Raw genomic sequence first — 26,441 nt, forward strand, 5'->3', positions numbered from 1 at the left:
TGCTCGCAGCCATCTCCCGCGCCAACCGCCCCGCCCGCGCCAGCGCCCGCGACCGCGCGACCTCCGCCGCAGCCAACACAGTTTCGGCTTCTTCGAACGCGGCAACAAGCGACTCCAGCTCGGCGGCTTGCGCCTCGCTGTATTCCACCACCCCGCTCGAAATCATGTACTAATTGCACCACAGACCACCGACATTACACCCGCCGATCCACTCGATGTGGAAAACTCTCATAATTCAGCCTTTTGTGAGGAGCTTCCTCGATCGGATCCACGCCGAACACATAGAACAAAGCTGCGAATATAAGACACTCATGCCGCGCGCGCTGCCCTGCCTGAGTTGCATGCAACCCGCCCGAAACCATCCCAACCAACCGCACCCCGCACCTCGACGGCAAAGGGCAGGCGCAGCCTGGCCGCGGCAGCCCGTACGCCACGCGATCGGGACTGCTGCGGCCTAGAGCTACTCGCCCGAAGGCTCACCCCACGCGCGCCGCGTGAGGGCAGACACTTCCCGATCCAGGTGGTCAATGCGCGTGTTCATGGCATCGCAGCGGGCGTTCAGCTCGTCGCGCAGGCCCTCTCAGGATCCGGCACCGGAGCTCACTCCACCGCCACCCCGCGCCGCTGCCCCCGCACGTACACAACAATCGCGACCGCACTCATCCCGGCCAGTACCACCAGCGTCACGACGCTCGCCTCGAGTCCGAACTCCCCGCCCGAGATCAGCGAGTTCGCCCCGTCGGTCTCCGCGACCGCAAGCAGCGAGTTCTCCACGGGGTTCCCTGAGACCTTCACGCCGAACAGGCCCCCCTGCGCCCAGTTCCATGCGGCATGGAACGCGACTACACCCCACAGTGACCCCTCCGAGAGTGCCCAGAACACCAGCAACACCGACACCAGCAGCAGCGCCGCGACCGAGAACACGCTCATCCCGGGGTTCAAGGAGTGCGCGAGTGTGAAGAAGACCGCCTGCACGATGACCGCCGAGACGAGTCCATACCGCGGCATCCACGTCTGCACCAGGTAGCCGCGGTTGATCAGCTCTTCGGCCCCGCCCTGGATGACGAACACCGGGATCGCGACCAGCACCCATCCGAGCGCCGCCCACGCGAACGGGTTGCCGTCGGGCAAGGTCAGAAACCGCATGTTCCCGGTTCCCACGGCAATCGCCACGATGAGGGCCATCGCCAGCACCCCGATCGCAAACCCCCGCACGGCCTGCACCCACCCGCGCCGAGGCTCTCGGAACCCGATGCTCGCGAACGCACGGCGTTCCTTGAATCGCATCCACACCCACAGCAGGATCCATACGACGATGAACGTCACGCCCTGCACAACGAGGTCGGCCGATACCGCGAACGCGGCGATTGCCGGCACGGCCTGCGCCAGCAACACCACCAGGATGCTCACCGCAGACAGCGACGCGAACAGGCCGATCGCAACCAGCAGCCCGATCCACGGCCCGGTCGGACGCTTCGCCTCCCGCATCGCGAACGCAAAGCGCTCGCGCTGTTCAATCAGCAGGGTCTGGGGGTCAGTCGTCATCTGTGCCTCCTCGCGCGGTGCCACCGCACGAGTCGTTCCCCGAGCGACGTTTCGACCGACCCTAGCGATCAGCTATGGATGCCGCACCCCGGTGCCCAGATGCGGATGCCGTCCCGCCGACCTCTACTCGCCCGAGGGCTCTCCCCAGGCGCGCCGTGTCAGGGCAGTCACATCCCGATCGAGGTGGTCGATCCGCATGCCCATCGCATCGAAGCGTGCGTTCATCTCGGCACGCATTCCTTCGATCTTGCCGTCGAGCCGTCCTTCGATGCCTGAGACGCTCGCGGCGACGCTGCGCATGATCATGTTCGTCGACAGCGTGAGTCCGCCCAGCATGATCGTTGCGAATACTCCGATGAGCACCCAGCTCTGAGGTTCGGTCACGACGGTCACCCTTTCAGTGTGAAGTGGATGCCGACAGATTGCCAGCCTTCCGTCCGCCCGAGCGTATTCGCTTGCGCGCCTGAGACTGATGCGTGAAGGTCGAGGCGGTGGAGGAGCGGATGCCGCACCCCGCCCCACCTACGTGGAGTACCGAATCCCGTACTCCACGAGCTCCCACACCATGTCTATGGTCCCGACCATCATCTGCGTCACGATGATCCCCGACGCGATGAAGCCGAACACCGTGACCCCGATGAGGGTCCACAGCGGTGCCCACCCGCGCCCGGTGCGCCGGATGCAGACCACGGCTCGCCCGATCGGATACGCGAGCGACAGGAAGATCCACGCCCAGTGGAACGGTCGATCGATGCCCCGAGAAACGAGCACCGCACGATCCCGGTACGCGAACCAGATCTGCAACCCGAAGATGACCCAGGTGCTGAGCATGAGCACCCACCACAGCACCGAGAACAAGACCGTGTTGCCGGGGAACATCATGTCCAACGTGTAGACCCCACCGCGCGACGCGGCTTCCGCAGCCTCGATGTAGGGATGGATGTCGAACACCATGCGCCACGGCATCGCCAGCGTCAGAACCGTTGAGACCACCGGCAACAGAATGATCAGCCAGATCCACACGGTGTTCGTGTCGACTCCGGGCGAGCGGCGAGGCTCATCCCGAACCGGCGACGCAACACCGCCGGGTGCACCGGCAGGTGGCCACATGTACCCGGTCCACACCGCGCCATCCCACCAGCGCTGCACGCCCGGAACAGCAGGATCCGGATACCACCCGGCCGGCGTCTGCTGCGGTGTCGACATCACGATCCCTTCGCGGTGCGTCCGTACCCGACGAGCCTCGAGCCGCCGCTACGGACGCCCCATGCCGTAGTAGGTCCAACCGGCCGCGCGCCAGGCGTCGGCGTCGAGACAGTTGCGTCCGTCGACGACGATGCGTCCGTCGGTGAGCGTCGAGACGTGCTCGGGGGGCATCTGCCGCCGGTACTCGTCCCACTCGGTCACCACGACGACGGCGTCCGCATCGCGCAGCGCCGCGTCGCGGTCTTCGATGTACGTCAGCTGCGGATGCTTCGCCCGGGCGTTCGCGATCGCTTCGGGGTCGGTCACGGTGACCTCCGCCCCGAGTCCGTGGAGGCGCACGGCGACATCGAGGGCGGGGGAGTCGCGGATGTCGTCGCTGTGCGGCTTGAACGCGGCGCCGAGCACGGCGATCTTCTTCTCGAACGCCGACCCGCCCAGCCCTTCGACGACGAGTTGCACCGCGCGGTCGCGGCGGCGCATGTTGATCTCATCGACCTGGCGCAGGAACGCGACCGACTCGCCCTTGCCGAGTTCTTCGGCGCGAGCCGAGAAGGCGCGGATGTCTTTGGGGAGGCAACCGCCACCGAACCCGATTCCCGCGCCGAGGAACCGGCGCCCGATGCGCGCATCGTGTCCGATCGCGTCCGCGAGCTGCGTCACGTCCGCGCCGACGGTTTCGGCGATCTCGGCCATGGCGTTGATGAACGAGATCTTGGTCGCGAGGAACGCGTTCGCCGACACCTTCACGAGCTCCGCGGTGGCGAGGTCGGTGACGATGAACGGCGTCCCCTTCGCCACCGCCGGCGCGTAGACCTCTTTCATCGTCTCGACCACGTCGTCACCGGCGGATGCGCCCACGCCCACGACGAGCCGGTCCGGGTCGATGGTGTCTTTCACCGCGAAGCCCTCACGCAAGAACTCGGGGTTCCAGATGAGCACTGCGCCCGCAGCCTCGACCCGGGGCGTCAACTCCGCCGCGGTGCCGACGGGCACGGTCGACTTACCCGCGACGATGTCACCGGGCGACAGGTGCGGCACCAACGCGTCGACGGCCGCGTTCACATAGGTCAGGTCGGCGGCGTACCCGTCACGCACCTGCGGTGTGCCGACACCGATGAAGTGCACCTTCGCGCCTTGCGCGGCAGCCATATCGGTCGTGAACGACAGTCGCCCCGACGCGATGCCGTCGGTCAAGATCTCCTGCAGCCCAGGCTCGAAGAAGGGCGCCTCGCCCTTGGCGAGGGCATCGACCTTCCGCTGGTCGACGTCGATGCCGACGACGTCGTGCCCGATCGAGGCCATTGCCGCCGCGTGCACGGCGCCGAGGTATCCGCATCCGATGACAGAGAGCTTCACGCGCCTAGCCTACGGGCTGGGCTGCAGTCGGTAGGCTTCGGAGCGTCGCCCTCCCCCCAAGGACTTCAATGACTCCCGATGCCCGTTGGCCGGACCGTCTCGCGTCGTATCTTTTCTTCGCGGACCTTCTGGTCATCTTCGTGACCTTGTTCAGTGCGCAGATCGGCTGGTATGGATTCGGCAAGCCGGTCTATCTCCAGTTCCCCGGCGCCGATCAGTATGTGATCATCCCGTTCGCCGTCCCCGTCATTCTGCTGGGGGTGCTCTGGATCTTCTTCCTGTGGGTCTATCGCACCCGCGACATTCGGATCCTTGGTGCGGGTACCGCCGAGTACAAGCGTGTCGCCGATTTGACCATTCGCGTGTTCGGCATCTTCGGCATCGTCGCCTTCGTCTTCAACTACACGATCGGTCAAGCTTTCCTGCTCACCGGTCTTCCTCTCGGTGTGCTGCTGATCCTGCTCGAGCGCTGGGTGATGCGTCGCTGGCTGGTGCGCCGCCGACGACGTGATGAGTTCAAGACGACGGCCATTCTGTATGGCGATGCCGCAAAGTCGGTGCGCATCGCGAAAGAGATCCAGCGCGACAAGGGCGGCGGACTCGCCATCGTCGGTGCCGTCACTCGAGACGGTGCCGCGGATGGCGTTGATCTCATCGACGGCATCCCGATCATCGGCTCGTTCGACACGATCCTCCCGGCGCTCGTCGACAGCTCTGCGGACGCGTTGATCCTGACCGGGTCCGACAGCATCGGTGCGAACGAGATGCGCGAGCTCGGTTGGGTGCTCGAGGGGGCGAATGTCACGCTGATCGTGTCGCCGTCACTGACCGACATCGCGGGTCCGCGCATCCACGCGACCCCGGTGGCCGGCCTGCCGCTCATCCACGTCGACTTCCCTGACACGTCCGGCCCGAAGCTCTGGGTCAAGCGGCTGCTCGACGTCGTCGCATCCGGGCTCGCGATCCTCGTATTCAGTCCCCTTTTCTTGATCCTGCCGATCCTGATCCGTCGAGACAGCCCCGGTCCGGCGCTGTTCCGGCAGGAGCGCATTGGTCTGAACGGCAAGCCGTTCAAGATGCTCAAGTTCCGGTCGATGGTGAGCGACGCCGAGGGCATTCTCGCGTCGCTGTTGGATGCCTCGGACGGCAACCAGGTCATGTTCAAGATGCGCGACGATCCCCGCATCACCAAGATCGGCGGATTTCTGCGTCGCTACAGTCTCGATGAATTGCCGCAGCTGTTGAACGTCTTCCGCGGCGAGATGTCGCTGGTGGGCCCCCGGCCGCCCCTGCCGAGCGAGGTCGAGGAATACGACCACTGGGCCGAGCGTCGTCTGCTGGTCAAGCCGGGGATCACGGGGCTCTGGCAGGTGAGCGGGCGATCGAATCTTGACTGGGATGACACCGTGCGCCTGGACCTCTACTACGTCGAGAACTGGTCGCTGACCGGTGACATCACGATCATCCTGCGCACGGTGTCGGCGGTGTTGAAGCGCGAGGGAGCGTACTGACCGGGCAGGATCCGCGCTGGCGTACGTCCAGCGCCGACTGTGATGTCGAATGTCCCGAGGATGTTGCATGCTCGTCATCTCGGCCGACTACGGTACCCGTATTGACCATCGGGGGATCGAAAGAGGCGTCGTGCGGATATTCAGTCGGGGAAAGAAGTCCAAAGGTGTTGCGGCTGCGTGGGCCGCGGTCGGCGTGGTTCTGGCGGCAGGTTTGACCGCATCTGTTTCGGCGGCCTCAGCCACCCCGTCGGGATGGCTGCACACGAGCGGTTCACAGATCGTGACCGAGTCGGGCGACGAGTACACGATCAAGTCCGTGTCGTGGTTTGGCCTTGAGACCTCCAACTGCACGCCGCACGGCCTCTGGTCGATCACGCTCGACGACGGGCTCGAGACCATTGCAGAACTCGGCTTCAACACGATCCGGCTTCCGTACGCGAACGACTGCCTGGTGGCGACCGCGACGAGCTCGATCAACGCCCGCATCAATCCCGATCTCGTCTCTCTCACGCCGATCGAGCTGATGGACACCTTCATCGAGCGCGCGGCCGCGCACGGCCTGAATGTCATCCTCGACCGGCACCGGCCCAACTCCTCCGGACAGTCGGCGCTGTGGTACACCGCCGACGTCAGCGAGCAGCAGTGGATCGACGACTGGACGATGCTCGCCGAGCGCTACCTCGATGACCCTACGGTCATTGGCTTCGACCTGCACAACGAGCCGCACGACACCGCCTGCTGGGGCTGCGGGGACCCAGCCACCGACTGGCAGGCTGCGGCCACGCGCGCGGGAAACGCCGTGCTCGACGTCAACCCGAACCTGCTGATCATCGTGGAAGGCGTCCACCACGACGTCGATGACACCTGGACATGGTGGGGCGGCGGGCTGCGCGGTGTCGCCGACGACCCGGTCGTCCTCAACGTCGCGAACCGCGTCGTCTACTCGCCCCACGACTATCCGTCGTCGGTCAGCTCGCAAAAATGGTTCAGCGACCCGTCGTACCCGGCCAATCTCACCTCGGTGTGGGACCAGAACTGGGGCTACATCGCCACCGAGGGCATCGCTCCGGTGCTGCTCGGGGAGTTCGGCACCAAGCTCGAAACCACGAGCGACGCGCAGTGGCTGGCTGAGATCGTCGACTACCTGGATGAGACCGGCATCAGCTTCTCGTTCTGGTCATTCAACCCGAACTCGGGTGACACCGGGGGGATCGTGCAGGCCGACTGGTCGACACCCGAAGCCGCGAAGGTGGCGGCCCTGGCGCCGTTGCTGACCGCGTCTGACCCGACACCCACGCCGACTCCGACTCCGACGGTCACTCCCACGGCTACTCCGACTCCGACGGTGACGCCGAGCGCCACACCGACGGCGACGCCGAGTCCGACCGCCACTCCCACGGCTACTCCGACTCCGACCCCCACGGCTACTCCGACGGCGACGCCGACCCCAACCCCGACCCCGACCGCGACGCCCACGCCGACGGCTACTCCGACTCCGACCCCGACGCCGAGCGCGACCTCGACGGTGACCGGCTACCTCAAGCCGACCAGCGTCTGGTCGCAGGGCTACGTGGCCAATGTCGTGGTGACCGCGACGAGCGCGACGAGTGGGTGGACGGCGACCTGGACGTCGCCGAACGCGACTCGCATCGTCAACGCCTGGGGCATGAAGTGCTCGCTGTCGGGAACGACGGTCAGCTGCGAGGGGAGCGGCTGGGCGAAGAGTCTCGCGGCGGGGCAGACCGTGACCGTGGGGCTGCAGCTGGCGGCGACATCGGGCCCGGAGACGTCGAGCTTCGTCCTCAGCGCGAAATGACGCGCTCGCGGCGGTGCCGCCACCGCAGCACGGGCACTTCGACGGCGTAGTAGATCGCGATGCCGATCCCGGTGCCGAACGTTGCGAGCACGATCACGGATGCCCATACCGGCCAGCTGACGAACAGCGGACTGACGGCGTCGATCGCCGTCAGGTGGATGAGGTAGATGCTGTAGCTGGCGAGCCCGATGAGCGCGACCGGGCGCCAGGCCGACGCGGCTTGGAAGAACGTCTTCAGCCGCGTGCGGCGCCCCATGAACCCGTACAGGATGACGATGCTTGCCGCGACACTCTGGAAGAGGAAACGGAACGTGTCGCGAAACCATTCGTCGCGGATGAGCAGGCTCGCCAGGTACAGGGCGAGCGCGCCGACGAAGGCGGCATCCGATCCGATCACCCTCGACCACCAGGTGGACGGCGACCCCTGCTGCATCCACAGGTGCAGCAGCACGGCAGCCAGGACGCCGAGGGCGATGCCCCCCATGCGGGTGTCGGTGCCGTAGTAGATGCGCTCCTCGGTGCCGGGAAAGGCCGCGAGCACGAAACGGGCCGTGACCGATGCGATCAGGGCGAGCGCGGCGACGCTCGCCAGTACCGCGCGCCACCGTCGCAACCCCACGATCAGCAACCAGAGCACCGCGAACACCAGGTAGAACTGCTCTTCGATCGACAGGCTCCACACGACGCCGGTACCGGGCATCACGAGGTACCCCGTCGACATCTTGACCCAGTTGAAGAAGAAGAACACTTCGGCGGCCAGTGCCCACCAGTCGATGGGATTCCAGATCGCCCAGATCAGCGACGGGACCAGGACGGCGACGATGAACGGCGGCACGATCTTCGCCGCACGGCGAAAGTAGAAGCCACGCACCGAGAACCCGTCGGTGCGGTCGCGTTCACGCAGCACCAGGTACGTGATGATGAAGCCTGAGATCGCGAAGAAGATCGTCACGCCGCTGCCGCCGGGCACGATGCCACCGGCGCCGGCATGGGCGACGACCACGAGCATGACGGCGAAGGCGCGCATCCCGTCGATGTGCGCGAAGCGGCCGGCAGAATTCGTCCGCGGCGCGTCGTTCTTCGCGGGGGAGTTCGCGGGGGCGGGCGCCTGCTCGCTCATTCCAGCCCGCCGAGTCCCAGCAGAGAAAGCGCGGCCGGTGCCCAGAACCCGGCAGGCGGACCGCCTCGGCACTGGCCGTCGGTCTCGCCCGGGTTCTTGATCCACAAGAACCCATCCAGCGCCGTGCCCGTGAACAGCTGCGGCTGCTCGCCCAGGCGCGCCCCGGGCGGGTTGCAGTTGTCGTCGCCCTGGGGACCTGCGCCGTTGCGTCCGGTGTCGATGACGTAGTGGGCATCCTCGACGCCGAGGCTCATCAGCTCGGCGCGCAGCTGCTCGGCGTACTCGATCTCTCCGTCGGTGTAATAGTGCGCGGCGACGTTGAGGCTGAAGCCGGTGACGCTCTCGATGCCGACATCCACCAGGCGCTGGGCCATCTCGGCGGCGCTGATCCAGTTCTCATGTCCGGCGTCGATGTAGACATCCGCCCCGGTGACCGAGAGCGCCTCGACGGCGTACGCGAGTGAGCCGGCGCGGTCGCCCTGCTCACACCTGTCGAGTTGGGGAAGGGCATCGGGTTCGACGATCACGATCGCGTCGGTTTCGCCGGTGAGTCCACGCGCGATGCCGTCGATCCAGTCGCGGTACTCCTGCTCGTCGTCAGCGCCGCCGCTGGCCCACGCACCGCAGTCGCGCTGCGGGATGCGGTAGAGCACCAGCACCGGCACCTGCCCGGCCGCGGACGCTCCCTGCACGTAGGCGTTGACGTCCGCTTCGGCGGTTTCGGCGGTCGACCAATCGGTGAACCACTTGCCCTGCGCGGTTTCGGCGATCGGATCCAACCGCGGGTCTTCTGCCGCCGCGGCGAGCACCTGCATGTCGGGGTCGATGTAGAGCTCGGCGTTGACCGGAGTCGGCTCGGGGAGGGCGCCCGTCCCAGGAAACCACGCTCCGAGAATCCACCGCGCTGCTCCGGTCGTCGCCATCAGCACCGCAGCCACGATGACCACGGCCGCGACGATCGCCGTCACGATGATCGCGCGTCGCTCACGGCGGGTCAGGTGGCCTTCGGTCGGCATGCCGCTATCTCCTGATCGCAATTCGGGTGTCAGGAATCGCGGTGTCTCTCGGTCTGGCGAAGAAGAACACCGCCAACGGCACCACCGTCACGGTCCAAAACGCCGACCGGTCGACGAACCCGAGCGGAACTTCGAGCAATCCCCCGAGCGCAATCCCCACCACGAGTATGGCAGTGATGACAAGGTACCGATTGGTCGGCTCGGTGATCGCATAGGCCTGCACGAGCAGCCATGCGACGGCCAGGATGCCGAGCACGACGCCGCCGGTGACCAGCAGCTGCACGAACTGGTTGTGGCCGTGGTAGGCCGCAGAGTTCAGCGGAGAGGTCACGGTGCCGGCGATCTGCGTGTACCACTCGCGGCCGAGTCCGAACAGGAACGCGCGGCTTGACCACTCTTCGAGAGACCCGTTCCAGATCTGGCCGCGGGCGGTGAAGGCGTCGTTGCTCCAGCCCATCAGCGGGAGCGCACACATCACCAGCACACTGCCACCGATCGCGACGCGGGCGGCGATGGAGGCGAGCTTTCGCCGACGGAATTCGATGATCAGCCACACGACGCTGCCGACGGCGAGCACACCGACCATCGTGACGAGGGAGCTGCGGCTGGCCGACCAGATGATCGCGAATCCGACGATCGCGAGACCCGCGCACCGCTGCCACCACTTCGGGATCATGAGCACGGCGGCGATCCCCATCGAGAGGTACTGGCCGAGGTTGTTCTCCGACGTGAACATTCCCTGCAGCAGGCCGAGGCCCGGCAGGATCTCCTTGTCTGACCGTTCGCGCACGGCGCCGTCGGCTTCGCGCAAGAGTCCCGCATCGGGCAGCAGAAACCCGAACAGGATCGCCAGCGCCGCGGTGAGGACGACGACGAATCCCAGCGCGCCGAGGATGCGCGGATGTGGCCGCAGGGCGGCCAACGCCAGAATGACGGCGACGTAGAGCACCGAGTCGGCGGAGGCCGACCCCGAGTAGGCGTCACGGGCCACCATCCACAGCCACGGGGCGAGCACGAGCATGATGCGCCACAGCCCGGGACGGGTGATGTCGTTGATGTTGAAGAGGATGACCCCGACCGCGAACGCGATCGCGAGGAGGAAGAAGCCCTGCGAGGTGAGGCTGGCGGCGGGGGAGGTGACCTCATCTTGGCCGATGGCGACGAACGACTTCTCGGCCGTGAGCGAGAGCACGATGAGCTGGCCCACCGCGCGGCACCAGAGCAGGACGATCAGCACGACGGCGGCCGCGTCGCGCGTGATGAACAGGCGCCACTTCGGTTCCATCGTTGCCCATCTTGTCGCGGGAGCCTGTCGCCCTCCGGAGCGCGTCGACGCGCGCATGCGGACCGGTACCGTTAGAGCGTACAGGCCGAGAAACGGGGGAACGGGTGGCAACCGGGCAACGTTCTGCTGGCGGCAACGCTCTGCTGGCGCTCAGCGGCCAGTGGGGTCGCTATGCGCTGCAGCTGCTGGCGCTCGTGGTCTTCTCCCGACTGCTGACACCTGCCGATTTCGGTCTGGTGGCGATGGTCACCGCTGTGGTCGGCATCGCCTACGTCGTCGGCGACTTCGGGCTCTCCCTCGCCGCCCTCCAGGCGAAAGAGCTGACCCGAGGGCAGCGCTCGAACCTGTTCTGGTGGAATGCCGCCATCGGCATTGCGGTCACGGTCGTGGTCTGCATCCTCGCCCTGCCGCTCGCGGCGCTCTACGACGACATCCGGGTCGCGCCGATCACTCTCGCCCTTTCGAGTGTGTTCCTTCTGAACGGACTGGCGGTGCAGTTTCGCACCGAGCTCAATCGCGACCTCCGCTTCAGCGTCATCGCCCTCGCCGACGTCCTCGGCCAGGCGATCGGCTTCGCGGTCGCCCTCGTCGGAGCCCTGATCGGATGGTCGTACTGGGCGCTGGTGGCGATGCAGGTCGTCGCGGCGATCGTCACCAACGTCATCCTCGTCGCCCGCGCGCGCTGGTGGCCGGGGCTCTACCGCCGCGGTGAGCAGATGCGCTCCCTGCTGGTGTTCGGCACCAACACGTTCTTCACACAGGTGGTCAACTACATCTCCACCAACATCGACCAGGTGCTCATCGGCCGGGTATGGGGTGCGGCGACGCTCGGCTATTACAACCGGGCGTTCCAGATCGCACGCATCCCCGCGCAGCAGGTGGCCGCGCCCCTCACCCGCGTCGTGCTGCCGTACCTGTCACGGCGGCTCGAGGACCGGCCGGCCTACCTGGATGCCGTGAAGAAGACCCAGCTGGCCCTGACGACCCTGCTGCTCTCGCTGCTCGCGTTCGTCGCCGGCACAGGGGACTGGCTCGTCCCCGTCGTGTTGGGAGACGGATGGCACGAGGCCGTGCCCTTCCTCCGCGCCCTGTGCCTCGCGGGCGCTCTGCAGGCGATCGGGTACGTCTCGTACTGGGTGCTGCTGTCCCAGGGCCGCACCGGCCTGCTGTTCGCGACCGAGTTCGGCGCGCGAGTCGTCATGATCGGCCTCATGATCGCCGTCGTCTCCCTTGGCCCGGTCTGGGTCGCTTACGCGGGGGCCGCGGGGCAGCTCCTGATCCTGCTCTCGGCGCTCTTTTTCGCCCTGCCGCGCGCGCACGTTCCGATCGCACCGACGATCCTCCCCGCCGTGCGCCCTGCCGTGCTGTTCGTGCTCGCCGCGCTCGCCGCCTGGGGCGCGGGGACCGCCGCCGACGCGCTGCCCGATCTCGTCGCCCTCATCGTGAGCGCGGCCGCGTTCGCCGCCGTCAGCGCCGCTGCCCTCGCGCTGCCGCCCTACCGTCGTGACCTCGGCACCCTGCTGGCCCTGGTGCGACGCGTCCGACACCGCGGGGAGGCCGCGTCATGAGATCCACCGCGCTCACCGTGCTCTGGTCGACCGGCCCGCTGAAGCCCGATGACAACCCCTACCTGCACCAGCTGATGGCGGGCGTCCGCGAGCAGGTGACGGTGCTGCCGCTGTCGACGAAGGCGGCGCTGCTCACCCGCCCGGACGTCTTCCACGTGCACTGGCCGCACCAGCTCTACCGGGCGGCAGGCTGGCCGAAGACCCTCATCAAGCGTGTGCTGTCGACGTGGCTGCTGCTGCGTCTGCGCGCGCGGCGCGTGCCCGTGGTGCTCACCGTGCACAACCGGGCGTCGCACGAGCGTGAGGGGGGCTTCGAGGGGTGGATGCTGCGCCTTCTCGAGCGCCTCATCACGACGCGGATCTACCTCAACGCGGCGGCCGACAACGACCTGACGCAGGGCGTTGTGATGCTGCACCCCGACTACCGGGACTGGCTCACCGCGCACGGTGCGCTGGGTGCGGGATCACCGGGCGCCGAGGTCGAGGCCGAGCGCGACGTGGTGCTCTTCGGCATGCTGCGCCCCTATAAGGGCATCGAGGCGCTGCTGGATGCCGCGACCGCGGCCGGCGCGACCCTCACCGTCACCGGCCGGGCGCTGGACCCGGACTACGGTCGCGCGCTCGCCGAGCGCTTCGCCGGCGCCGCAACGGCGGAGCTGGACGAGCGCCACCGCGACGACACGGAGCTCGTGGCCGAGATCCGTCGCCATCGCCTCGTCTGCCTGCCCTACCCCCACATGTACAACTCGGGGGCGCTGCTCTACGCCCTCTCGGTGGGGCGGCCGGTGCTCGTTCCCAGCAGCGGTGCCAACGAGGCGATCGCGGCTGAGGTCGGCGCGGACTGGGTCATGCTCTACGACGGCGATCTGACCGGCGAGGTCGTCGCGGATGCCCTGCGCCGCGTGCCCGATTCCGGTGGACCGGATCTCAGCAAGCGGGACTGGCCGACGCACATCGCGGCGCACGTCGCGCTGTACCGCGAGCTCGCTGCGCGCCGGGGCTAGACCTTGTAGGCCTCGCGCCAGAACCCGAAGGGGCTGCGGAGTGCCCGGCCGAGCTTGGCGCGCTGCATCCGCGCGTGTGCCTTCTTCAGCTCCGGCGCGTAGGGCCCGCGACCGGCGCGGATGTAGCCCCACAGCATCGCCAGCGACCCGATCACGTACGGGCGTCGAGCCACGTAGCGGGCGCAGTGCACGAGGAAGTAGGGGAACGAATAGCCCGTCCACCGGCACACCCGTCCGTTGCGGTAGCGGCCGTGCACTTTGCCTTCGCTCGCACCGATCGCGCGTGCGAGCTCGAAGCGCGCGTCGGTGTCGACGGCGGTACGAAGCCCCGCCAGGTGGGCGGCGACCTCGTCGAGCACATCGAACCCGATCGCCGACGGCATGGATTCGGTCGCCCGGTAGGCATCCGCGGTGTAGAGCTTCACGGGACCGGGCACGTGGAACTTCTGCTCAGCCATACCGCTTGTGACGATGACCCCGCCGGCGACTCCCACATCGCCCGATGCGAGCGCGACAATCCGCTCCAGATAGTCGGGAGCCAGGCGCACGTCGGCGTCGAGCTTCATGACGTGGCTGTAGGGCTTGGTCGGCAGCGCGTGGGCGACGCCGAATCGCCATGAGGTGTAGGCCGAGCCGCCGATGAGGCCGCCGTCGTTGGTCTTCGCGACGACGGAGGCAAGCCCGTCGGTGTCGAGCTCGGCGATGCGGGCCGAGGTGCCGTCGGTGCTGCCGTCATCGACCACCACCCAGTCGAAGTCACGGAAGGCCTGCTCGCGCAGTGAGGCAAGCAGGCCTTCGACATTGTCGGCCTCATTGTGCATCGGGGTGACGATCAGCAGGGTCATGACAGGGTCGCTCCTTCGGGGGGAGAGGGACGGAAACGACGGGACTGACGGGCAACGCGCACGAACGGCACGACATCGCCGGCATAGCGGCGCAGAAGCCGGGCGGGGTCGGTGATGATGCGGTGCAACCACTCGATGCCGAGGCGCTGCATCCATTCGGGTGCGCGGCGGGTGTGCCCGGCGAGAAAGTCGATGGATGCCCCGATGCCGAGCATGGTCGCTGTCACGCCGGGGGCGTCGAGCAGGGTGGCGCCGAGGATCTCCTGCTTGGGGGAGCCGACACCGAGCAGGACGATGGATGCCTGCGATGCGGCGATGCGACCCGCGAGCTCATCGATGTTGGCTGTGTCGTCGAGCCAGCCGATCGGCGCGTGTTCGGTTTCCACCAGCCATCCGTTCGAGCGAAACCGGGCGGCCGCGGTATCTGTCGCCTGCGGGGTGGAGCCTCCGACCAGGAAGATCGTGCGGCCCTCGCCCGGGGTGTCGGCCAGACGACGCACGATGCCGCTGCCGGTGGCACGGCCCGTGATCTGCGCGCCCAGGCTGTTGGCGAGGCGCACCACGGGCCACCCGTCGGCCAGGATCATGTCGGCGCGGTCGTAGGCGGCTCCGAGCGGCGCCGAGGCCTGCAGCCGCGCGAGGTGGTTCATGTTGGGGGTGACGATCAGGTGCGGCCGGCCGGCATCCAGCGGAGGGGTGCGATCCAGCAGCGCGGCCACGACCTGCTCCTCGTCGAACGGCGAAATCTGAAAGGTGGCGTTCTGGGTGACGAGGGGGCGGGCGCTCATTTCGCTGCCGTCTCCTCGGTGGCCGCTTCAGCGCTGGTGTCTTCGGCGGCGGCTGCCTCTTCGTCTTTGCTGACGCGAGAGAGGATGACGCCGAGCACCTTCGCGCCGGCCTGCTGCAGCGCCTTGACCCCGCGCAGCAGCTCCGCGCGCTTGGTTTCGGTGGCTTCGGCGACCACGACCACGTTCTGGAAGTTCTGCGTGAAGCGCGCGGCCTCGCTGGCGTTCGTGGTGGGCGGAGCATCCACGATGATGACGTCGAAGAGCTCTTCCATCTCGATGAGCAGCATCTGCATGCGCTCGCCGGCGAGCATTTCGCTCACGTCGATCGCCGCACCGCCGCAGGGCATGATCGTGAACTGGCCGGGCCGCCAGTAGAACATCGCCTCATCGAGCCCGATACGGCTGGAGACAAGGTCGGTGACACCGCGGGTCTGCGGGATGCCCGCCTGTGCCGCCAAGCGCCCGCCACGCACGTCGGCGTCGATGTAGACGACGCGGTTGCCGGACTCTGCGAGAGCACCCGCAATCGCCGCGGCGGTCGTCGTCTTGCCGGCGCCGGTCTTGACCGAGGTGAACAGGATGCTGACGGGTGCCTCGCCCGCGCGGAACAGCACGTCGATCCCCAGGCGCCGATAGGCGGCCGAGATCTCGTGCGGCTGCTTGTCGAGGATGAGCATGTCTTTCGCGCGCTTGCCGCGGACAAGGCGCATACCGCCGATATACGGGATGCCGAGGGGAGTGACATCCGCCCCGCGGCGCACCCGGTTGTCGAAGTTGTCTACCAACACCGCCGTCAGCAGGCCCGCGAACAGGCCGAGCATGGCCGCGACGATCAGGTTCAGGCGAACGTTGGGCGACGTCGGGTTGCTCGGGGGCGAGGCGGGCTGGATGGTCTCGGTGATGACGGGGGATGTGGCAACCGTGGCCGCACTTTCGACACCGGCGACAACGGAGGGCAGGGCGGCAGCGATCGCCTCGGCGATCTCGGCGGCACCCGTGGCGCTGTCGCTGGTGACCGAGATGCTCAACAGCGTCGTGCTCGTGGGGATCTCCACCGAGATGTCGTCTTCGAGGGCCCCAACCGACATGTCGAGGTCGAGCTTGCGGATGATCGGCTCGAGCACGCTCTCGCTGGTGACCAGTGCCGCGTAGTTCGCGATGCGGTCGCTGACGTACATGGCGCCCAGGCGCCGTTCATCGACGGTGGTCTCGGTCGTCGTGCGGGGGGAGAAGAGCACCTCGGTCTTTGCCGTGTAGACGGGGGTGATCAGGTATGAGGCACCCCCCAGCAATCCGCCGACGACGATCGTGACAATCAGGAACACCGGCCACCGACGGATCAGCAATCGCATGTAGCTACGCAGATCCATGGCCTCGCCGGGGGTCGAAGAACAAACGGTGGGGGCGCGACGCTTGGGAGAACCGGCCCGCCTTCAATATATCGACCGGATCAGTGCGCCGTGTCGCCGGGAGCCAGTACGGCGCGCGCGGTCTTCACGAGGATCGTGAGATCGGTCGCGAGACTCCAGTTCTCGACGTAGTAAAGGTCGAGCTTGACCGCTTCTTCCCAGTCCATGCTCGAGCGGCCACTCACCTGCCAGAGTCCGGTGATGCCGGGGCGCACCATCAGACGGCGACGAGCGGTGTCGGAGTAAAGCGCCACCTCGGCCGCGATCTGGGGACGCGGCCCCACGAGGCTCATCGACCCGCCGATGACATTGAAGACCTGAGGGAGCTCGTCGAGCGAGTACTTGCGGATGAATTTGCCGACCGGCGTGATGCGCGGATCGTCTTTGATCTTGAACAGCGGCTTTTCACTGGTGCCCTGAGCTTCGAGCAATGCCTTGAGCTCAGCGTCGGCACCGATCCGCATCGAGCGGAACTTGATCATGCGGAACGGCTCGCCGTCGCGTCCGATGCGCTCCTGCCGGTAGAAGACCGGACCAACGCTCGTTGCTGAGACCGCGATCGCGACTGCCGCCATGACCGGTGAAATCAGGATCGCGATCACGATGCCGGCCACGAGATCGAACGACCGCTTCGCGAATCGCTGACCGAGCGAGAGGCGTGGCGTCTCCACGTGGACCAGCGGAAGCCCCGAGACCGGGCGCATATGGATGCGGGGGCCGGCGACGTCGGCGATTGATGGCGCGAGCACGAGGTGCTGCTTTCCTGCCTCAAGGTTCCAGGAGATCTGCTTGACCTTCTCCGGGGGCAGGTCGTCAGCGCTGGTGACAGCGATCGTGTCGGCGCCGGATCGCTCACGTGCCGCATCGACGTCGTCGATCGCGCCCAGAACCTCGTAGCCGGCGTCCTTGACGAGCCCGTCGGTATCGGGTGAGGTGAGGCAGACTCCCACAACCTTGTAGCCGGCGTTCGTGTTCTTCGACAGGTCTTGCCCGACGTGCGTGACCGATGCCGGCGATCCGACGAGCAACACGCGCGCCATGAAGTGTCCGCGCGCGCGGATGGCATGCAGCCACTGTCGCCACAGCCAACGTACGAGCAAGAGCAGGACGATTCCCACCGGCAGGCTGATCAGGAGATAACCGCGGGCGATATCAATTCGGAAGAGGAAAGCGACGATCGCGATGACACCGAAGAGCCGTATCGATGCGGCGATAACCGTCGCGTACTCAGCGTTTCCTATACCGATCACGCGGTAGCTTCGCGAATCTGCGAGCGACAGGGCCCACAACCAGAGAATCACGAGAGCGGCGGATGTGAGCCAATACGAAACGTCAGGCAGATGCGCTTCCCGCAGGGTGAGCTGAGCATTCCCCGTTCCGAACCATACGATCTGGGTTCCGAACACCACCCAGATCAAGACCACGGCGTCGCTAATGAACAGCCTCAACCCGTAGCGCGCGGGCCAGGTGCGCTCGTCTCGAGAATGTCGCACGTTTCCACCCTCCCACAGACGCCAACGAGCCAACTCGGTGCATGTGTACCAGACCGAGGTTTCGCAATTGCGTCGGTGAGTCAGGATTGGGCTGTGACTTGGCCTCGCTTCAGACCATGCCTCGTTGGCGCCAGCCGGCCTGATCCGCAGGTGCGCGGGATGAACCGTCCCCGGTTCTCTGCCGCTCCCATGCGGGTGCCAGCACCGGGTGGGATGGCGTTTCGAGGTGAGCGTAGTAGACGGCTTCGAACTCGTTGGGTGGGACTTCGCCGTGCGTCGAGTGCAGGCGTCGATTGTTGTACCAGTCGACCCACTCGGCGGTGACCCACTTGACGTTGTCGACGGTGTGCAGAGAACCGGCATCGAGCGCTGGCGGTGTAGGTGGATGGCTGTGGAGACCGACGGGCATCCCAAAATTGGTGATCTAGCACACGTGCTTCATGATGAAACTGTCTTTTGCATATCTAGTGCCGCCACCGGGAGCATGTACTTATGCCAGGTTTGATCGTCCATGAGTGGATCGCTCAGTCAGGTGGCTCTGAGAAAGTCGTTGAGGCGTTCGCGCGTGTCTTCCCGGACGCCGATGTCCGCTGCCTATGGGATGAGACCGGTTCTGGAGACACGCGAGTGAAGGAGTCGTGGATCGGGAGAACTCCGTTGCGGCGGCACAAGGCACTTGCTCTTCCGTTTATGCCTGTCACCTGGCGCGCATTGCCCCCGACCGACGCCGACTGGCTCCTCGTCAGCTCGCACCTCTTCGCGCATCACGCTAGGCCCCGAGGCGGCTCTCAAAAGCCACGATTCGTATACGTGCATTCGCCAGCGCGATATATCTGGGAGCCTGCACTTGACGAGCGAGGTCGGACACTCCTCGCCAGGATGATGGCCCCGTCCTTTCGATGGATCGATCGAAAACGGGCTCAGGAAGGTGGAAACTTCGTCGCGAACAGCGACTTCGTTCGCCAACGAATTGCCAGATCCTGGGACGTCGATGCGACTGTGATCTACCCGCCCGTCGACGTGCGAAAAATACAGGGGGGTGGTAGCTGGCAGGAGCGACTTTCGGCGGACGACGAGCGAATCCTGAGCCAGTTGCCACCATCATTCCTTCTCGGTGCATCGAGATTCGTGCCTTACAAACGCCTCGACGATGTAATCAGGGCGGGGCGAATAACCGGCTTTCCAGTAGTCATCGCGGGGGATGGCCCAGATGAGCCGCGGTTGCGCTCGCTCGCTCGCGAATCGGGCGCGCTGGTTCACTTCGTCATACGACCCTCCGATGAACTGCTGTATTCGCTCTACGAGCGGTGCCACGCATATGTCTTCCCTGCGATCGAAGACTTCGGCATCATGCCGGTCGAGGCGATGGCGGCGGGCGCGGCGGTGATCGCGAACCGGACTGGAGGAGCGGCAGAAAGCGTCGTCGACGGAGTCACTGGTAGGCTCGTGGATTTCGCGTCACCTGCAGATCTCTCCGCTGCGGCGGCTGCAGTGGCGGATGCCCATCGTGAAGCCGCACGCACGCGCGCGCTTGAGTTTGATGTTGCCGAGTTCGAACTGCGCATACGTAGGTGGGTAACTGAAGGTTTGAACGCGAGGGTAGCGCAATGACCACGGCGGCAATCCTCTTGGTGAACTTCTTCTCGACCGATCGTGTATCGGCGATTTTGAATGATTTGAGCGCTCAGCCCGGCGCCTCGGAGCTCATCATCTCGATAGTTGATAACTCGATGGATGCGTGCGAAGGGAGTGAACTTTCCCGACTGTGCTCGGAATTCGAGCGAACTTTCAGGCGAATCGTATTGACGGTATCTAAGGAGAATAGAGGGTACGCCGGCGGCAACAACCTTGCGTTCTATGCGGTCTCCGGTTTTGATTTTGACGTCGTGATGGTGATAAATCCAGACGTTCGTATCTCCGCGGGATCAATATCGGAGATGTCAGGATACGTCGCGCGAGACGAGCGTCAGATTGTTGTCCCCGCGGTGATGGGCCCAGGCGGGTCGGGAGACGGGCGCGCGGCGATGGATCGCTGGACGGGCCGGAGCGTGCAACTCAGCTCGGACCGCAGGCTCAGTAGGCGATGGCTTGCCTACCCCGGCGGGCACTTCATGGCCATGGCAAAGAGCCTATGGATTGAATCGGACGGATTGTCGGAAGAGTATTTCCTCTATTGCGAAGAGGCAGACCTATTCTTGCGGATGTCGCGACGTGGTGCGCACATCGCGACCTACGTCGGCTTGACTGTTGGGCATGAGAGCGGGGTGACGACCGGCTCAAGTGGCGGCTCGAAGTCGAGGATCACCCTCTTCCATGCGGCGCGTAGTAGAGCGATCCTGTACCGGAGGCATCGTGAGCTTTGGGTGTTCCTGCCTGCGATGCTCGGCGCTCGGCTGGCGTTCGCTCTGTCCCGCCTTCCGCGCCTCCAAGAGTCGTTCGCAACCGCCTCTGGACTCTGGGCCGGACTGAACTCCGCTCGCGAGCCTTCATACGTCGCGCAGGGTCGCGGTTAGCGGGGTAAACGTGGAACTGGCGCTCATTGCACTCATGCTTGTACTTGCGCTCGGATCGTTCTGGCGCGCAACGTTTGGTTTCGCGCTGGTGGCGGCGGTGCAGATGGTGTTCCGGGTAATTGGCCTAATGATGCTGGGCGAGAGCGGCCGGGCGTCGTATGCGAGCGCGTGGCTATTCATGGTGTCCCTCGTCGCGTTCGTTATCGGATACTTTGCGGCCGAGTTTGTGATTCGCGCGCGTGGGGCGTCTCCTCCGGTGAGATTGAAAGCGTTCCCAAGCGCGGCGGTTTGGGCGGTTGTGCTTGTTGCTGGCGTACTAGGGATTTATCACCTCATCGCGGGCGGAATACCGATCTTTTCGAGCAGTATCGAAACCGAGCGATTTGATTTTAGCTCGTCTGGCCTTTTCGGAATTCCCGGGCGGATGTATCTCTTCGGAGTACCTATCGCGTGGATACTTGCATCGGTTAATGCGCAAGCGCTGCAGATGCGTTGGCGCGATTATGGTCCTTGGCGGTGGGCGACAGCGGCATTCGTTATCACAACATTCCTCAGTGGGTTTAAGGGGGACGCGTTCTCGCTAGTACTTACCCTCGTCGCGCTGTATATCGTCATATCGGGCTCACGGATCACGGTCGGCACCATGGTGCGCAAGTTCTGGTGGACGGGCGTCGTTGCAGTTGGATACTTCGTGGTCGTTGCGTCGCTGTATCCGACGTATTCCTCGAGTGGCTACTCCGTCGCCGAGCAGCTCTTTCGCAGGCTTACGACAGTACCCGCGGTTCCTGTCTACTACGCAATGGAAGGGCTCGCGACTGAGCCAGGCGCGGTTCCCATCATTGCTGACTTTGGCTATTTTCTTGCGAAGTACAGTGGGAATGAGATCGCTGGTTCATTCTCATTTGAGCGTGCTGTGTCGGCCGCCATGATCGGAGTCGATCCGTCGTCTCAGGCATGGACTACACCTGTCACCGTGAGTGGCTACGCGGAGCTATTCGCATCCTTTGGCGGGATCGTAGCGGTCGTCGCGATCTTTTTCACCGGAATACTTTTGTCGTGGATCGAATCGGGGCCTCACCGCACTTCCATCGGGTTGGTTCTTCGCGCGGTTACGGGCATGGCACTTGTCAGTTGGCTCGCGAGAGGAGGTCTCGCCTACCATGTCGTAAATTACTTCGCTGTGATTGCATTTCTTGCCGCTATTGGTTTTGCCGCTACGCTCTTTACCACTATCCGGCCGTCACTTCCTAGTTCCGGAATGAGTCGCTACCGTCCGATGCGTTCGCGTAGGTAATCGGAGGAGCAGGCTTGTTCTTCGGCGAGCTGCAACCAAAACCGAGCGGCATGACTGATGTCCCTAGCCAGATTGGAATTCCGCAGCGTCCCATTGGCGACAGCTACCCAAGGAGGTACTCCGCCAGGAGTGGGGCGAGGCGGGTCGAATAGGTGGCGGTGAGGTGAATTTGGTCCGTCCGAACGGGGGAGTCTCCCACGAAGATTGGACATTGGCCGTCGAGGCAGAACCAGCTCTCAGTGTTGATCACACTTGCACCCGTGGCTGCCGCAGCAGTTTCATCGCCGAGCGTCATTGCTCGCCAATCGCTGCCCACCGTTGATTCGCAGTCTGCGGGCACGGATAGTGGCGTGGCGCACTCGGATGGCACCTTTCCTACAGGAGGAGGCTCAAGGATAAAGACGCGCCTCGTCTCGCTGGACACGGCGTCGAGCGCGTCTGCACGTGCACGAACCCACTCCGTTGATCCCTCGACGAGGGTGCCATACCCGCCTTGATTGTTCGACAGAATAACTATGTCGGGGTCGATCTGCTCGATCAGTGGGAGCACCGCTTCGTGAAAATTGTTGCATCGGGCCGTCTCATCAGGGCGATTTGGGAGTACTACTTCCGCCATCACAAAAGGACAGCTCCCGTAGCCAATGGCTCTGACACGGTAGCCACTGGGCTCAAGTGCCGCGCGTAGGCCTGGCATCCAAGCAACTGAAACGGAGTCGCCGAGTATTAGCGCTGTCTTATCTCCTTCGCCAAAAGTACAGATGTCCGGGTCGGTGAGGTTGGCTGGGTGCATACACTGCTCGGCACTCTCCAGTTCGGGTGCTCGATCAGAACTGGCGTCTGCGACCGCAGGTGTTGTGTCGGGCCACACATCGGCTACAAGTGCGGTGGCAATTTCGTCTGCCAGTTCCTCCGAGAGGGAAAGCGTGCCCGTTGGCGTCGACGGAACGATCGAAGGCTCGGCAAACTTGCTGGTGCTAATTGGTGGTGTTTTCGGCAATAGTGCTGCAATCACCAACGCGGTGGTTACTATACCGATGACCGCGACGGGTATGATGCTGGTTATTGCGCGGCTTTGTCGGAATTGACGCGCTCGTGAATGCCGCGCTCGAGTCGGCTCCCACACGCGCGAGCGACGGATCGGATCCTCCACGAGGTGGTACGACAGCGACGCCGTTGCAAAGATGCAGGCAATGGTCACGGCGTAGTAGATCCAAGATCCTGACGGGAAGAATGGCGCGAGGAAGACAATGAACGGGAAGTGCCACAGGTAGAGCGAATAAGAGATGTTGCCGATGTAGTTGGAAACTGGGTTGGATATCGGCCAGATAAACCCTGGCGCAGCTCCGGTGCCGGCGATAATTACGAGGGCTGTTGCAAGTACCGGGAGTGCTGCCCAGGGGGCAGGGAATCCACCGCCGTCTTCGGTGATTGTGAAGAAAGCGACGACGATCCCACTCAACCCTGCCCACGCAATAAACGGCCGGGACCACGCGGGCAGATGTGTGAACACACCCGCAACGACAGCGAGCAGCGCGCCAATACCCAGTTCCCAAGCCCGGGAGAGCGTAGAGAAGTATGCCCAAGTTGGGCTAGTAATGCTTTCCCACATCGCCCACGCGAACGATCCGAGACTGAGGAACGCCACGGCCCCGAGTAGAATCCCGCGCGCATGGCGTCCCGTCCCTCGCGTTGCTCGAACAAGCGCGAAAATCAGGAGCATTAACCACGGCCAGACGAAGTAGAACTGTTCCTCCACTGACAGCGACCAGTAGTGCTGGAGGGGTGAAACCGCTGTTCCGATATTGAAGTAGTCCGTACCTTGCGCGGCAAAGTGCCAGTTCGCAAGGAAGATCGTTGCCCAGATTCCGTCCCAGAACGTCTCGTTGAAGCGAGCCGACGTGAATAGAAAATATGCGCCGACTGTAGTTGCGACGATCACAATCATCGCCACCGGAACGATCCGTTTGATGCGCCGACGGTAGAAGCCCCAGAACGAGAGCGTTCCTGTCCTTTCATGTTCTCTAAGGAGTAGTGAAGTTATTAGGAACCCAGATATCACGAAGAATACGTCGACGCCTACGAACCCGCCGCTCGGCCAATGGAATAGGTGGTCAGCGATGACCGCGAAAACTGCGATCATCCGTAGACCTTGGATATCCGGTCTGAACGCGCTCTTCTTCACTCCCGGCTCGGCGACAGCGGCCCCAATTGGCATGCACTCTCCTGTTCGTTGCGCCGCATCTTACGGACGGGGTGTAACGACAACGTGACATACGACGCACGTGTCGGAGGGCTTGGGTGCCCCGATTCGGTCAGGTATCGCAGCTTCCGGTGGATCCAATTGGTCGTGACGATCTGGAGCTTACGGCTGCCTCGACTTTGGCGTGCACGAAGGTGAGCGCTTCGGCGACTTGCTGATTGGCGGCACGGATCCTGGCGGCTACTTCCTCGCGCCTCATGAGCTGTCCGGACAGGAAGCGGTCGACTTGTTCAGATGACAGCCCTTCCGAATCTTGTGATACGTTCGGGAACCCAATGACGGAAAAATGTGTAGCGACCTTTCCGTTGGGCCGCGGCACGAGTTCGGCGGGGATTGCACCTCCGAGTGCTGCAAGGATTAGAACGTGGAGGCGGTCTGAAACTGCAAGCCTTGCGCTACCGTACAGCTCTCTCACTCGTTCCTCGTGGACAGCCGGACTCGACTCCCAGGCGAAGTGTCGGGCATCTAGCCGCTCAGCAATCCAGCTCGCTCGATCCTCATCCTCTTCAACCTGCGCGACTGTGACGATGTCGAAAGCATTGGACTTCGCCCATCTTTGAACGCTGTCGAACCAACCTTCGTCAGGAAGAGCACGGTCACCCCGCAAGCTCACGACTACCGTACGACGATTCTCCCAAGGTTCGCCGTCACGCAGATCGCAGCCGAAGGCGATATCGGGCACTAGGTCACCGACCCGAACCCGCTTCAAGCTTGTCAGGTCGCGCCAGTACGCGACCGTGGCCACGCGACAGGTCATACGGTGAGCGAGAACGGCGAGCCTGCTCCTCTCTACGATGGCGCGAGGCGGGAGGATCATCACCCCACCCGTTATTCGCAGTAGCAACCCGATCGCGGCGAACGCGAGTTCGCGCGGGACTGCGCGGAGGTTCAAGAGGACCTCACCCGGTTCGAAAATCACGACAGGCTTGTGGCTTCTTGCGATCCGTAGGAGCCATCGACGCCGGCTGGCGCGCAGGACGCTGTCTCGCTGGGCGACTCGGAGCTGCTCGTCCCAGGCTCTCGGAGCGTCGCGAGCGTACAGTACGGCTGGTTCGCTGGGGTCGCGCCATTCGTACGCTGCACGCCGAATTACAGCATCGCCAATGTTGTTGTACCCGCCAGTGACCGACACGAATGATCGAGGGTGCATCTAGGTTCCGTTCGAGGGGGAGTGGTGTGGACAGGCTTCAATCGTTGTTGCCAATGGCGGATTGGTCGTGGCGGGTAGCCGCGACGAACGATGCGGCAAGCAGGGGGGCGTATGCGAGGCTCCATGTCACGGAAGTCAGGATGCACGTCAAGTAGAGATCGCCGCTCAGAAGGGAACCAGAGACCAGAGCGATGGCGATAGCCGTCAGTCGCGTGATTTGCAGAACCAGAAGCTGGCGCTCGCGACCGAGCGGAACCAGCAGGGTTGTCGATGGGAGTGCGACGAGCTGGAGGCTCAGAGGCACAGCAAAGATCGCCGTCAATACTCCCGCTTCGTGCCAGCCCGGGCCGAGAATTGGCTCCGCGAGGATTGGTGCCAGCAGAATCAGTGCGAGCGCGGTGACGCTTGCTGCCGCGCCAGTCTTGATTGTTTGTGCGACCAGAAGCGCCCGTAGCCCTGCCCGCCGCTCTCTGATTAGCGGCGACGCGGCTCCCAGCGCCACCTGCGAAAGCGCCTGACCAATAAGGCTCGTCGGCGCCCCAGCTATTCGTTGGCCGACTCCAATCTGTGCGGCGGCGGCCGGGCCGAGCGTCCAGAAAGATCCAACAACTACCGCTTGGCTCGACGCCGCTGCAACCATCGCGGAAACGACGGCACTCGCAGAGCGCTGGGAAGCCCTCTCGCCACCGCCATACTTTTCACTGAGCAGAGGCTTCCGAGCGATCGTGAGTGCAGTAGCGCAGAGTCGAGCAACGAGGAGTGCGGTTGCGACTGCAATTGCGGTCGGGATCAATTGGGCCGCAATAACCTGCAGGGCAGCTGCGAATACGCCAGCGGTGAGGTTGCGGATGGCGAGTCGACGATACTGCCCCAACCGAATGAGGTAGGCGTTCTCAATTGCAAGCAGCGCAACCGAGAAGAGGATGATTCCTCCGGCAATTAGCGTCTGACCGACGATTCCGTCGAAGACCACCCAAATGCCAGGACCAATTAGCGCTCCGGCCACTACCGCAAATAGCGCCGAGAGCAGGAGCGCCCGGCGCCTATGTTGAGATCCGTCCGTCGTGCTCGCCACTGGGATGAGCAACTCTTTACGCAATGTCGCAAGGGGCTGGACAATGAGCGCTATGGAGAATCCAGCCTGATAAATGCCCATCTCCGCTTGCGGCATAAGTCGAGTGAGGAATGGGATTGCGGCGACGAGGGCGATCTGGCCAACTAGCTGGCCGAGGATCAGCTCGGATGTGCGCCGCTTCACGTCC

The 26,441-nt window shown here is 64.6% G+C and carries 22 protein-coding genes; 7 read left to right on the forward strand and 15 right to left on the reverse strand.

Translation table 11 applies throughout. The annotated features are described in order from the left end of the window. Positions 1 to 600: 600 nt before the first annotated feature. The 4 genes from ABD206_RS00005 to ABD206_RS00020 form a co-directional block, all read right to left on the reverse strand. Complete coding sequence (locus ABD206_RS00005; RefSeq protein WP_344067604.1) at positions 601 to 1,545, reverse strand: CPBP family intramembrane glutamic endopeptidase; 945 nt, start codon at positions 1,543 to 1,545, stop codon at positions 601 to 603. Positions 1,546 to 1,668: 123 nt separating this feature from the next. Next, entirely contained in the window at positions 1,669 to 1,929 is a 261-nt protein-coding gene (locus tag ABD206_RS00010) for a hypothetical protein (RefSeq protein ID WP_344067606.1), read from the reverse strand. Between the two features lie 138 nt (positions 1,930 to 2,067). Continuing rightward, on the reverse strand, positions 2,068 to 2,751 hold the full coding sequence (locus ABD206_RS00015) for a DUF2510 domain-containing protein (RefSeq protein ID WP_344067608.1): 684 nt from the start codon (positions 2,749 to 2,751) through the stop codon (positions 2,068 to 2,070). A gap of 48 nt (positions 2,752 to 2,799) precedes the next feature. Continuing rightward, on the reverse strand, positions 2,800 to 4,107 hold the full coding sequence (locus tag ABD206_RS00020; RefSeq protein WP_344067610.1) for a UDP-glucose dehydrogenase family protein: 1,308 nt from the start codon (positions 4,105 to 4,107) through the stop codon (positions 2,800 to 2,802). Between the two features lie 68 nt (positions 4,108 to 4,175). Between ABD206_RS00020 and ABD206_RS00025 the strand changes: the two genes are divergently transcribed. After that, complete coding sequence (locus ABD206_RS00025) at positions 4,176 to 5,618, forward strand: sugar transferase (RefSeq protein ID WP_344067611.1); 1,443 nt, start codon at positions 4,176 to 4,178, stop codon at positions 5,616 to 5,618. 67 nt (positions 5,619 to 5,685) lie between these two features. Then, positions 5,686 to 7,434: a cellulase family glycosylhydrolase gene (locus ABD206_RS00030; RefSeq protein WP_344067613.1), complete on the forward strand. Its 1,749-nt coding sequence runs from the start codon at positions 5,686 to 5,688 to the stop codon at positions 7,432 to 7,434. Here the strand turns inward: ABD206_RS00030 and ABD206_RS00035 are convergent. The 3 genes from ABD206_RS00035 to ABD206_RS00045 are packed head-to-tail and all read right to left on the reverse strand — an operon-like array spanning position 7,421 to position 10,855. Then, entirely contained in the window at positions 7,421 to 8,554 is a 1,134-nt protein-coding gene (locus tag ABD206_RS00035) for an acyltransferase family protein (RefSeq protein ID WP_344067614.1), read from the reverse strand. The genes ABD206_RS00030 and ABD206_RS00035 overlap by 14 nt on opposite strands. Further along, a complete protein-coding gene (locus tag ABD206_RS00040) occupies positions 8,551 to 9,570 on the reverse strand; it encodes a glycoside hydrolase family 6 protein (RefSeq protein WP_344067616.1) in 1,020 nt (339 codons plus the stop codon). Before ABD206_RS00040 ends, ABD206_RS00035 begins: the two co-directional genes overlap by 4 nt. Positions 9,571 to 9,574: 4 nt before the next feature. After that, entirely contained in the window at positions 9,575 to 10,855 is a 1,281-nt protein-coding gene (locus tag ABD206_RS00045) for an O-antigen ligase family protein (protein ID WP_344067618.1), read from the reverse strand. A gap of 104 nt (positions 10,856 to 10,959) precedes the next feature. On the opposite strand from ABD206_RS00045, the gene ABD206_RS00050 reads away from it, so the two are divergent. Then, entirely contained in the window at positions 10,960 to 12,423 is a 1,464-nt protein-coding gene (locus ABD206_RS00050; RefSeq protein ID WP_344067620.1) for a lipopolysaccharide biosynthesis protein, read from the forward strand. Further along, positions 12,420 to 13,427, forward strand: a complete 1,008-nt coding sequence (locus ABD206_RS00055; protein ID WP_344067622.1) for a glycosyltransferase family protein — start codon at positions 12,420 to 12,422, stop codon at positions 13,425 to 13,427. The genes ABD206_RS00050 and ABD206_RS00055 overlap by 4 nt, the downstream gene beginning before the upstream one ends. On the opposite strand, the gene ABD206_RS00060 is transcribed toward ABD206_RS00055, so the two are convergent. From ABD206_RS00060 to ABD206_RS13615, 5 genes are all read right to left on the reverse strand, one after another. Continuing rightward, complete coding sequence (locus ABD206_RS00060; RefSeq protein ID WP_344067624.1) at positions 13,424 to 14,272, reverse strand: glycosyltransferase family 2 protein; 849 nt, start codon at positions 14,270 to 14,272, stop codon at positions 13,424 to 13,426. The genes ABD206_RS00055 and ABD206_RS00060 overlap by 4 nt on opposite strands. Beyond that, complete coding sequence (locus ABD206_RS00065) at positions 14,269 to 15,060, reverse strand: WecB/TagA/CpsF family glycosyltransferase (RefSeq protein WP_344067626.1); 792 nt, start codon at positions 15,058 to 15,060, stop codon at positions 14,269 to 14,271. The genes ABD206_RS00060 and ABD206_RS00065 overlap by 4 nt, the downstream gene beginning before the upstream one ends. Beyond that, positions 15,057 to 16,430: a polysaccharide biosynthesis tyrosine autokinase gene (locus ABD206_RS00070; RefSeq protein WP_344067628.1), complete on the reverse strand. Its 1,374-nt coding sequence runs from the start codon at positions 16,428 to 16,430 to the stop codon at positions 15,057 to 15,059. The genes ABD206_RS00065 and ABD206_RS00070 overlap by 4 nt, the downstream gene beginning before the upstream one ends. 80 nt (positions 16,431 to 16,510) lie before the next feature. Next, entirely contained in the window at positions 16,511 to 17,962 is a 1,452-nt protein-coding gene (locus tag ABD206_RS00075) for a sugar transferase (RefSeq protein ID WP_344067630.1), read from the reverse strand. A 109-nt stretch (positions 17,963 to 18,071) separates the two neighbouring features. Beyond that, positions 18,072 to 18,371 (reverse strand): integrase core domain-containing protein, encoded by a 300-nt coding sequence (locus ABD206_RS13615; protein WP_425561145.1) that lies wholly within the window; start codon positions 18,369 to 18,371, stop codon positions 18,072 to 18,074. Positions 18,372 to 18,454: 83 nt separating this feature from the next. Between ABD206_RS13615 and ABD206_RS00085 the strand changes: the two genes are divergently transcribed. From ABD206_RS00085 to ABD206_RS00095, 3 genes are read left to right on the forward strand one after another with little or no spacing between them, the layout of a single operon-like run. After that, positions 18,455 to 19,573, forward strand: coding sequence for a glycosyltransferase (locus ABD206_RS00085; protein WP_344067632.1), 1,119 nt, complete (start codon positions 18,455 to 18,457; stop codon positions 19,571 to 19,573). Beyond that, the gene (locus ABD206_RS00090; protein ID WP_344067634.1) at positions 19,570 to 20,475 is read left to right on the forward strand and encodes a glycosyltransferase family 2 protein; all 906 of its coding nucleotides are present in this window, start codon (positions 19,570 to 19,572) and stop codon (positions 20,473 to 20,475) included. The genes ABD206_RS00085 and ABD206_RS00090 overlap by 4 nt, the downstream gene beginning before the upstream one ends. 10 nt (positions 20,476 to 20,485) lie before the next feature. Further along, positions 20,486 to 21,769 (forward strand): hypothetical protein, encoded by a 1,284-nt coding sequence (locus tag ABD206_RS00095; protein ID WP_344067636.1) that lies wholly within the window; start codon positions 20,486 to 20,488, stop codon positions 21,767 to 21,769. Between the two features lie 103 nt (positions 21,770 to 21,872). Here the strand turns inward: ABD206_RS00095 and ABD206_RS00100 are convergent, their stop codons facing one another. The 3 genes from ABD206_RS00100 to ABD206_RS00110 form a co-directional block, all read right to left on the reverse strand. After that, positions 21,873 to 23,984, reverse strand: coding sequence for an acyltransferase family protein (locus ABD206_RS00100; protein WP_344067638.1), 2,112 nt, complete (start codon positions 23,982 to 23,984; stop codon positions 21,873 to 21,875). Positions 23,985 to 24,081: 97 nt separating this feature from the next. Further along, entirely contained in the window at positions 24,082 to 24,774 is a 693-nt protein-coding gene (locus tag ABD206_RS00105; protein ID WP_344067640.1) for a hypothetical protein, read from the reverse strand. 442 nt (positions 24,775 to 25,216) lie between these two features. Next, entirely contained in the window at positions 25,217 to 26,437 is a 1,221-nt protein-coding gene (locus ABD206_RS00110) for a lipopolysaccharide biosynthesis protein (protein ID WP_344067642.1), read from the reverse strand. Between the last annotated feature and the right edge of the window lie 4 nt (positions 26,438 to 26,441).

The organism is Microbacterium sediminicola (assembly GCF_039531125.1).
Classification (GTDB): domain Bacteria; phylum Actinomycetota; class Actinomycetes; order Actinomycetales; family Microbacteriaceae; genus Microbacterium; species Microbacterium sediminicola.

Coding starts and splice junctions, on each gene's coding strand:
- ABD206_RS00005 (WP_344067604.1), bottom strand. CDS start 1,545: ATGACGACTGACCCCCAGACCCTGCTGATTGAACAGCGCGAGCGCTTT.
- ABD206_RS00015 (WP_344067608.1), bottom strand. CDS start 2,751: ATGTCGACACCGCAGCAGACGCCGGCCGGGTGGTATCCGGATCCTGCT.
- ABD206_RS00025 (WP_344067611.1), top strand. CDS start 4,176: ATGACTCCCGATGCCCGTTGGCCGGACCGTCTCGCGTCGTATCTTTTC.
- ABD206_RS00030 (WP_344067613.1), top strand. CDS start 5,686: ATGCTCGTCATCTCGGCCGACTACGGTACCCGTATTGACCATCGGGGG.
- ABD206_RS00035 (WP_344067614.1), bottom strand. CDS start 8,554: ATGAGCGAGCAGGCGCCCGCCCCCGCGAACTCCCCCGCGAAGAACGAC.
- ABD206_RS00040 (WP_344067616.1), bottom strand. CDS start 9,570: ATGCCGACCGAAGGCCACCTGACCCGCCGTGAGCGACGCGCGATCATC.
- ABD206_RS00045 (WP_344067618.1), bottom strand. CDS start 10,855: ATGGAACCGAAGTGGCGCCTGTTCATCACGCGCGACGCGGCCGCCGTC.
- ABD206_RS00055 (WP_344067622.1), top strand. CDS start 12,420: ATGAGATCCACCGCGCTCACCGTGCTCTGGTCGACCGGCCCGCTGAAG.
- ABD206_RS00060 (WP_344067624.1), bottom strand. CDS start 14,272: ATGACCCTGCTGATCGTCACCCCGATGCACAATGAGGCCGACAATGTC.
- ABD206_RS00065 (WP_344067626.1), bottom strand. CDS start 15,060: ATGAGCGCCCGCCCCCTCGTCACCCAGAACGCCACCTTTCAGATTTCG.
- ABD206_RS00070 (WP_344067628.1), bottom strand. CDS start 16,430: ATGGATCTGCGTAGCTACATGCGATTGCTGATCCGTCGGTGGCCGGTG.
- ABD206_RS13615 (WP_425561145.1), bottom strand. CDS start 18,371: ATGCCCGTCGGTCTCCACAGCCATCCACCTACACCGCCAGCGCTCGAT.
- ABD206_RS00085 (WP_344067632.1), top strand. CDS start 18,455: ATGCCAGGTTTGATCGTCCATGAGTGGATCGCTCAGTCAGGTGGCTCT.
- ABD206_RS00090 (WP_344067634.1), top strand. CDS start 19,570: ATGACCACGGCGGCAATCCTCTTGGTGAACTTCTTCTCGACCGATCGT.
- ABD206_RS00100 (WP_344067638.1), bottom strand. CDS start 23,984: ATGCCAATTGGGGCCGCTGTCGCCGAGCCGGGAGTGAAGAAGAGCGCG.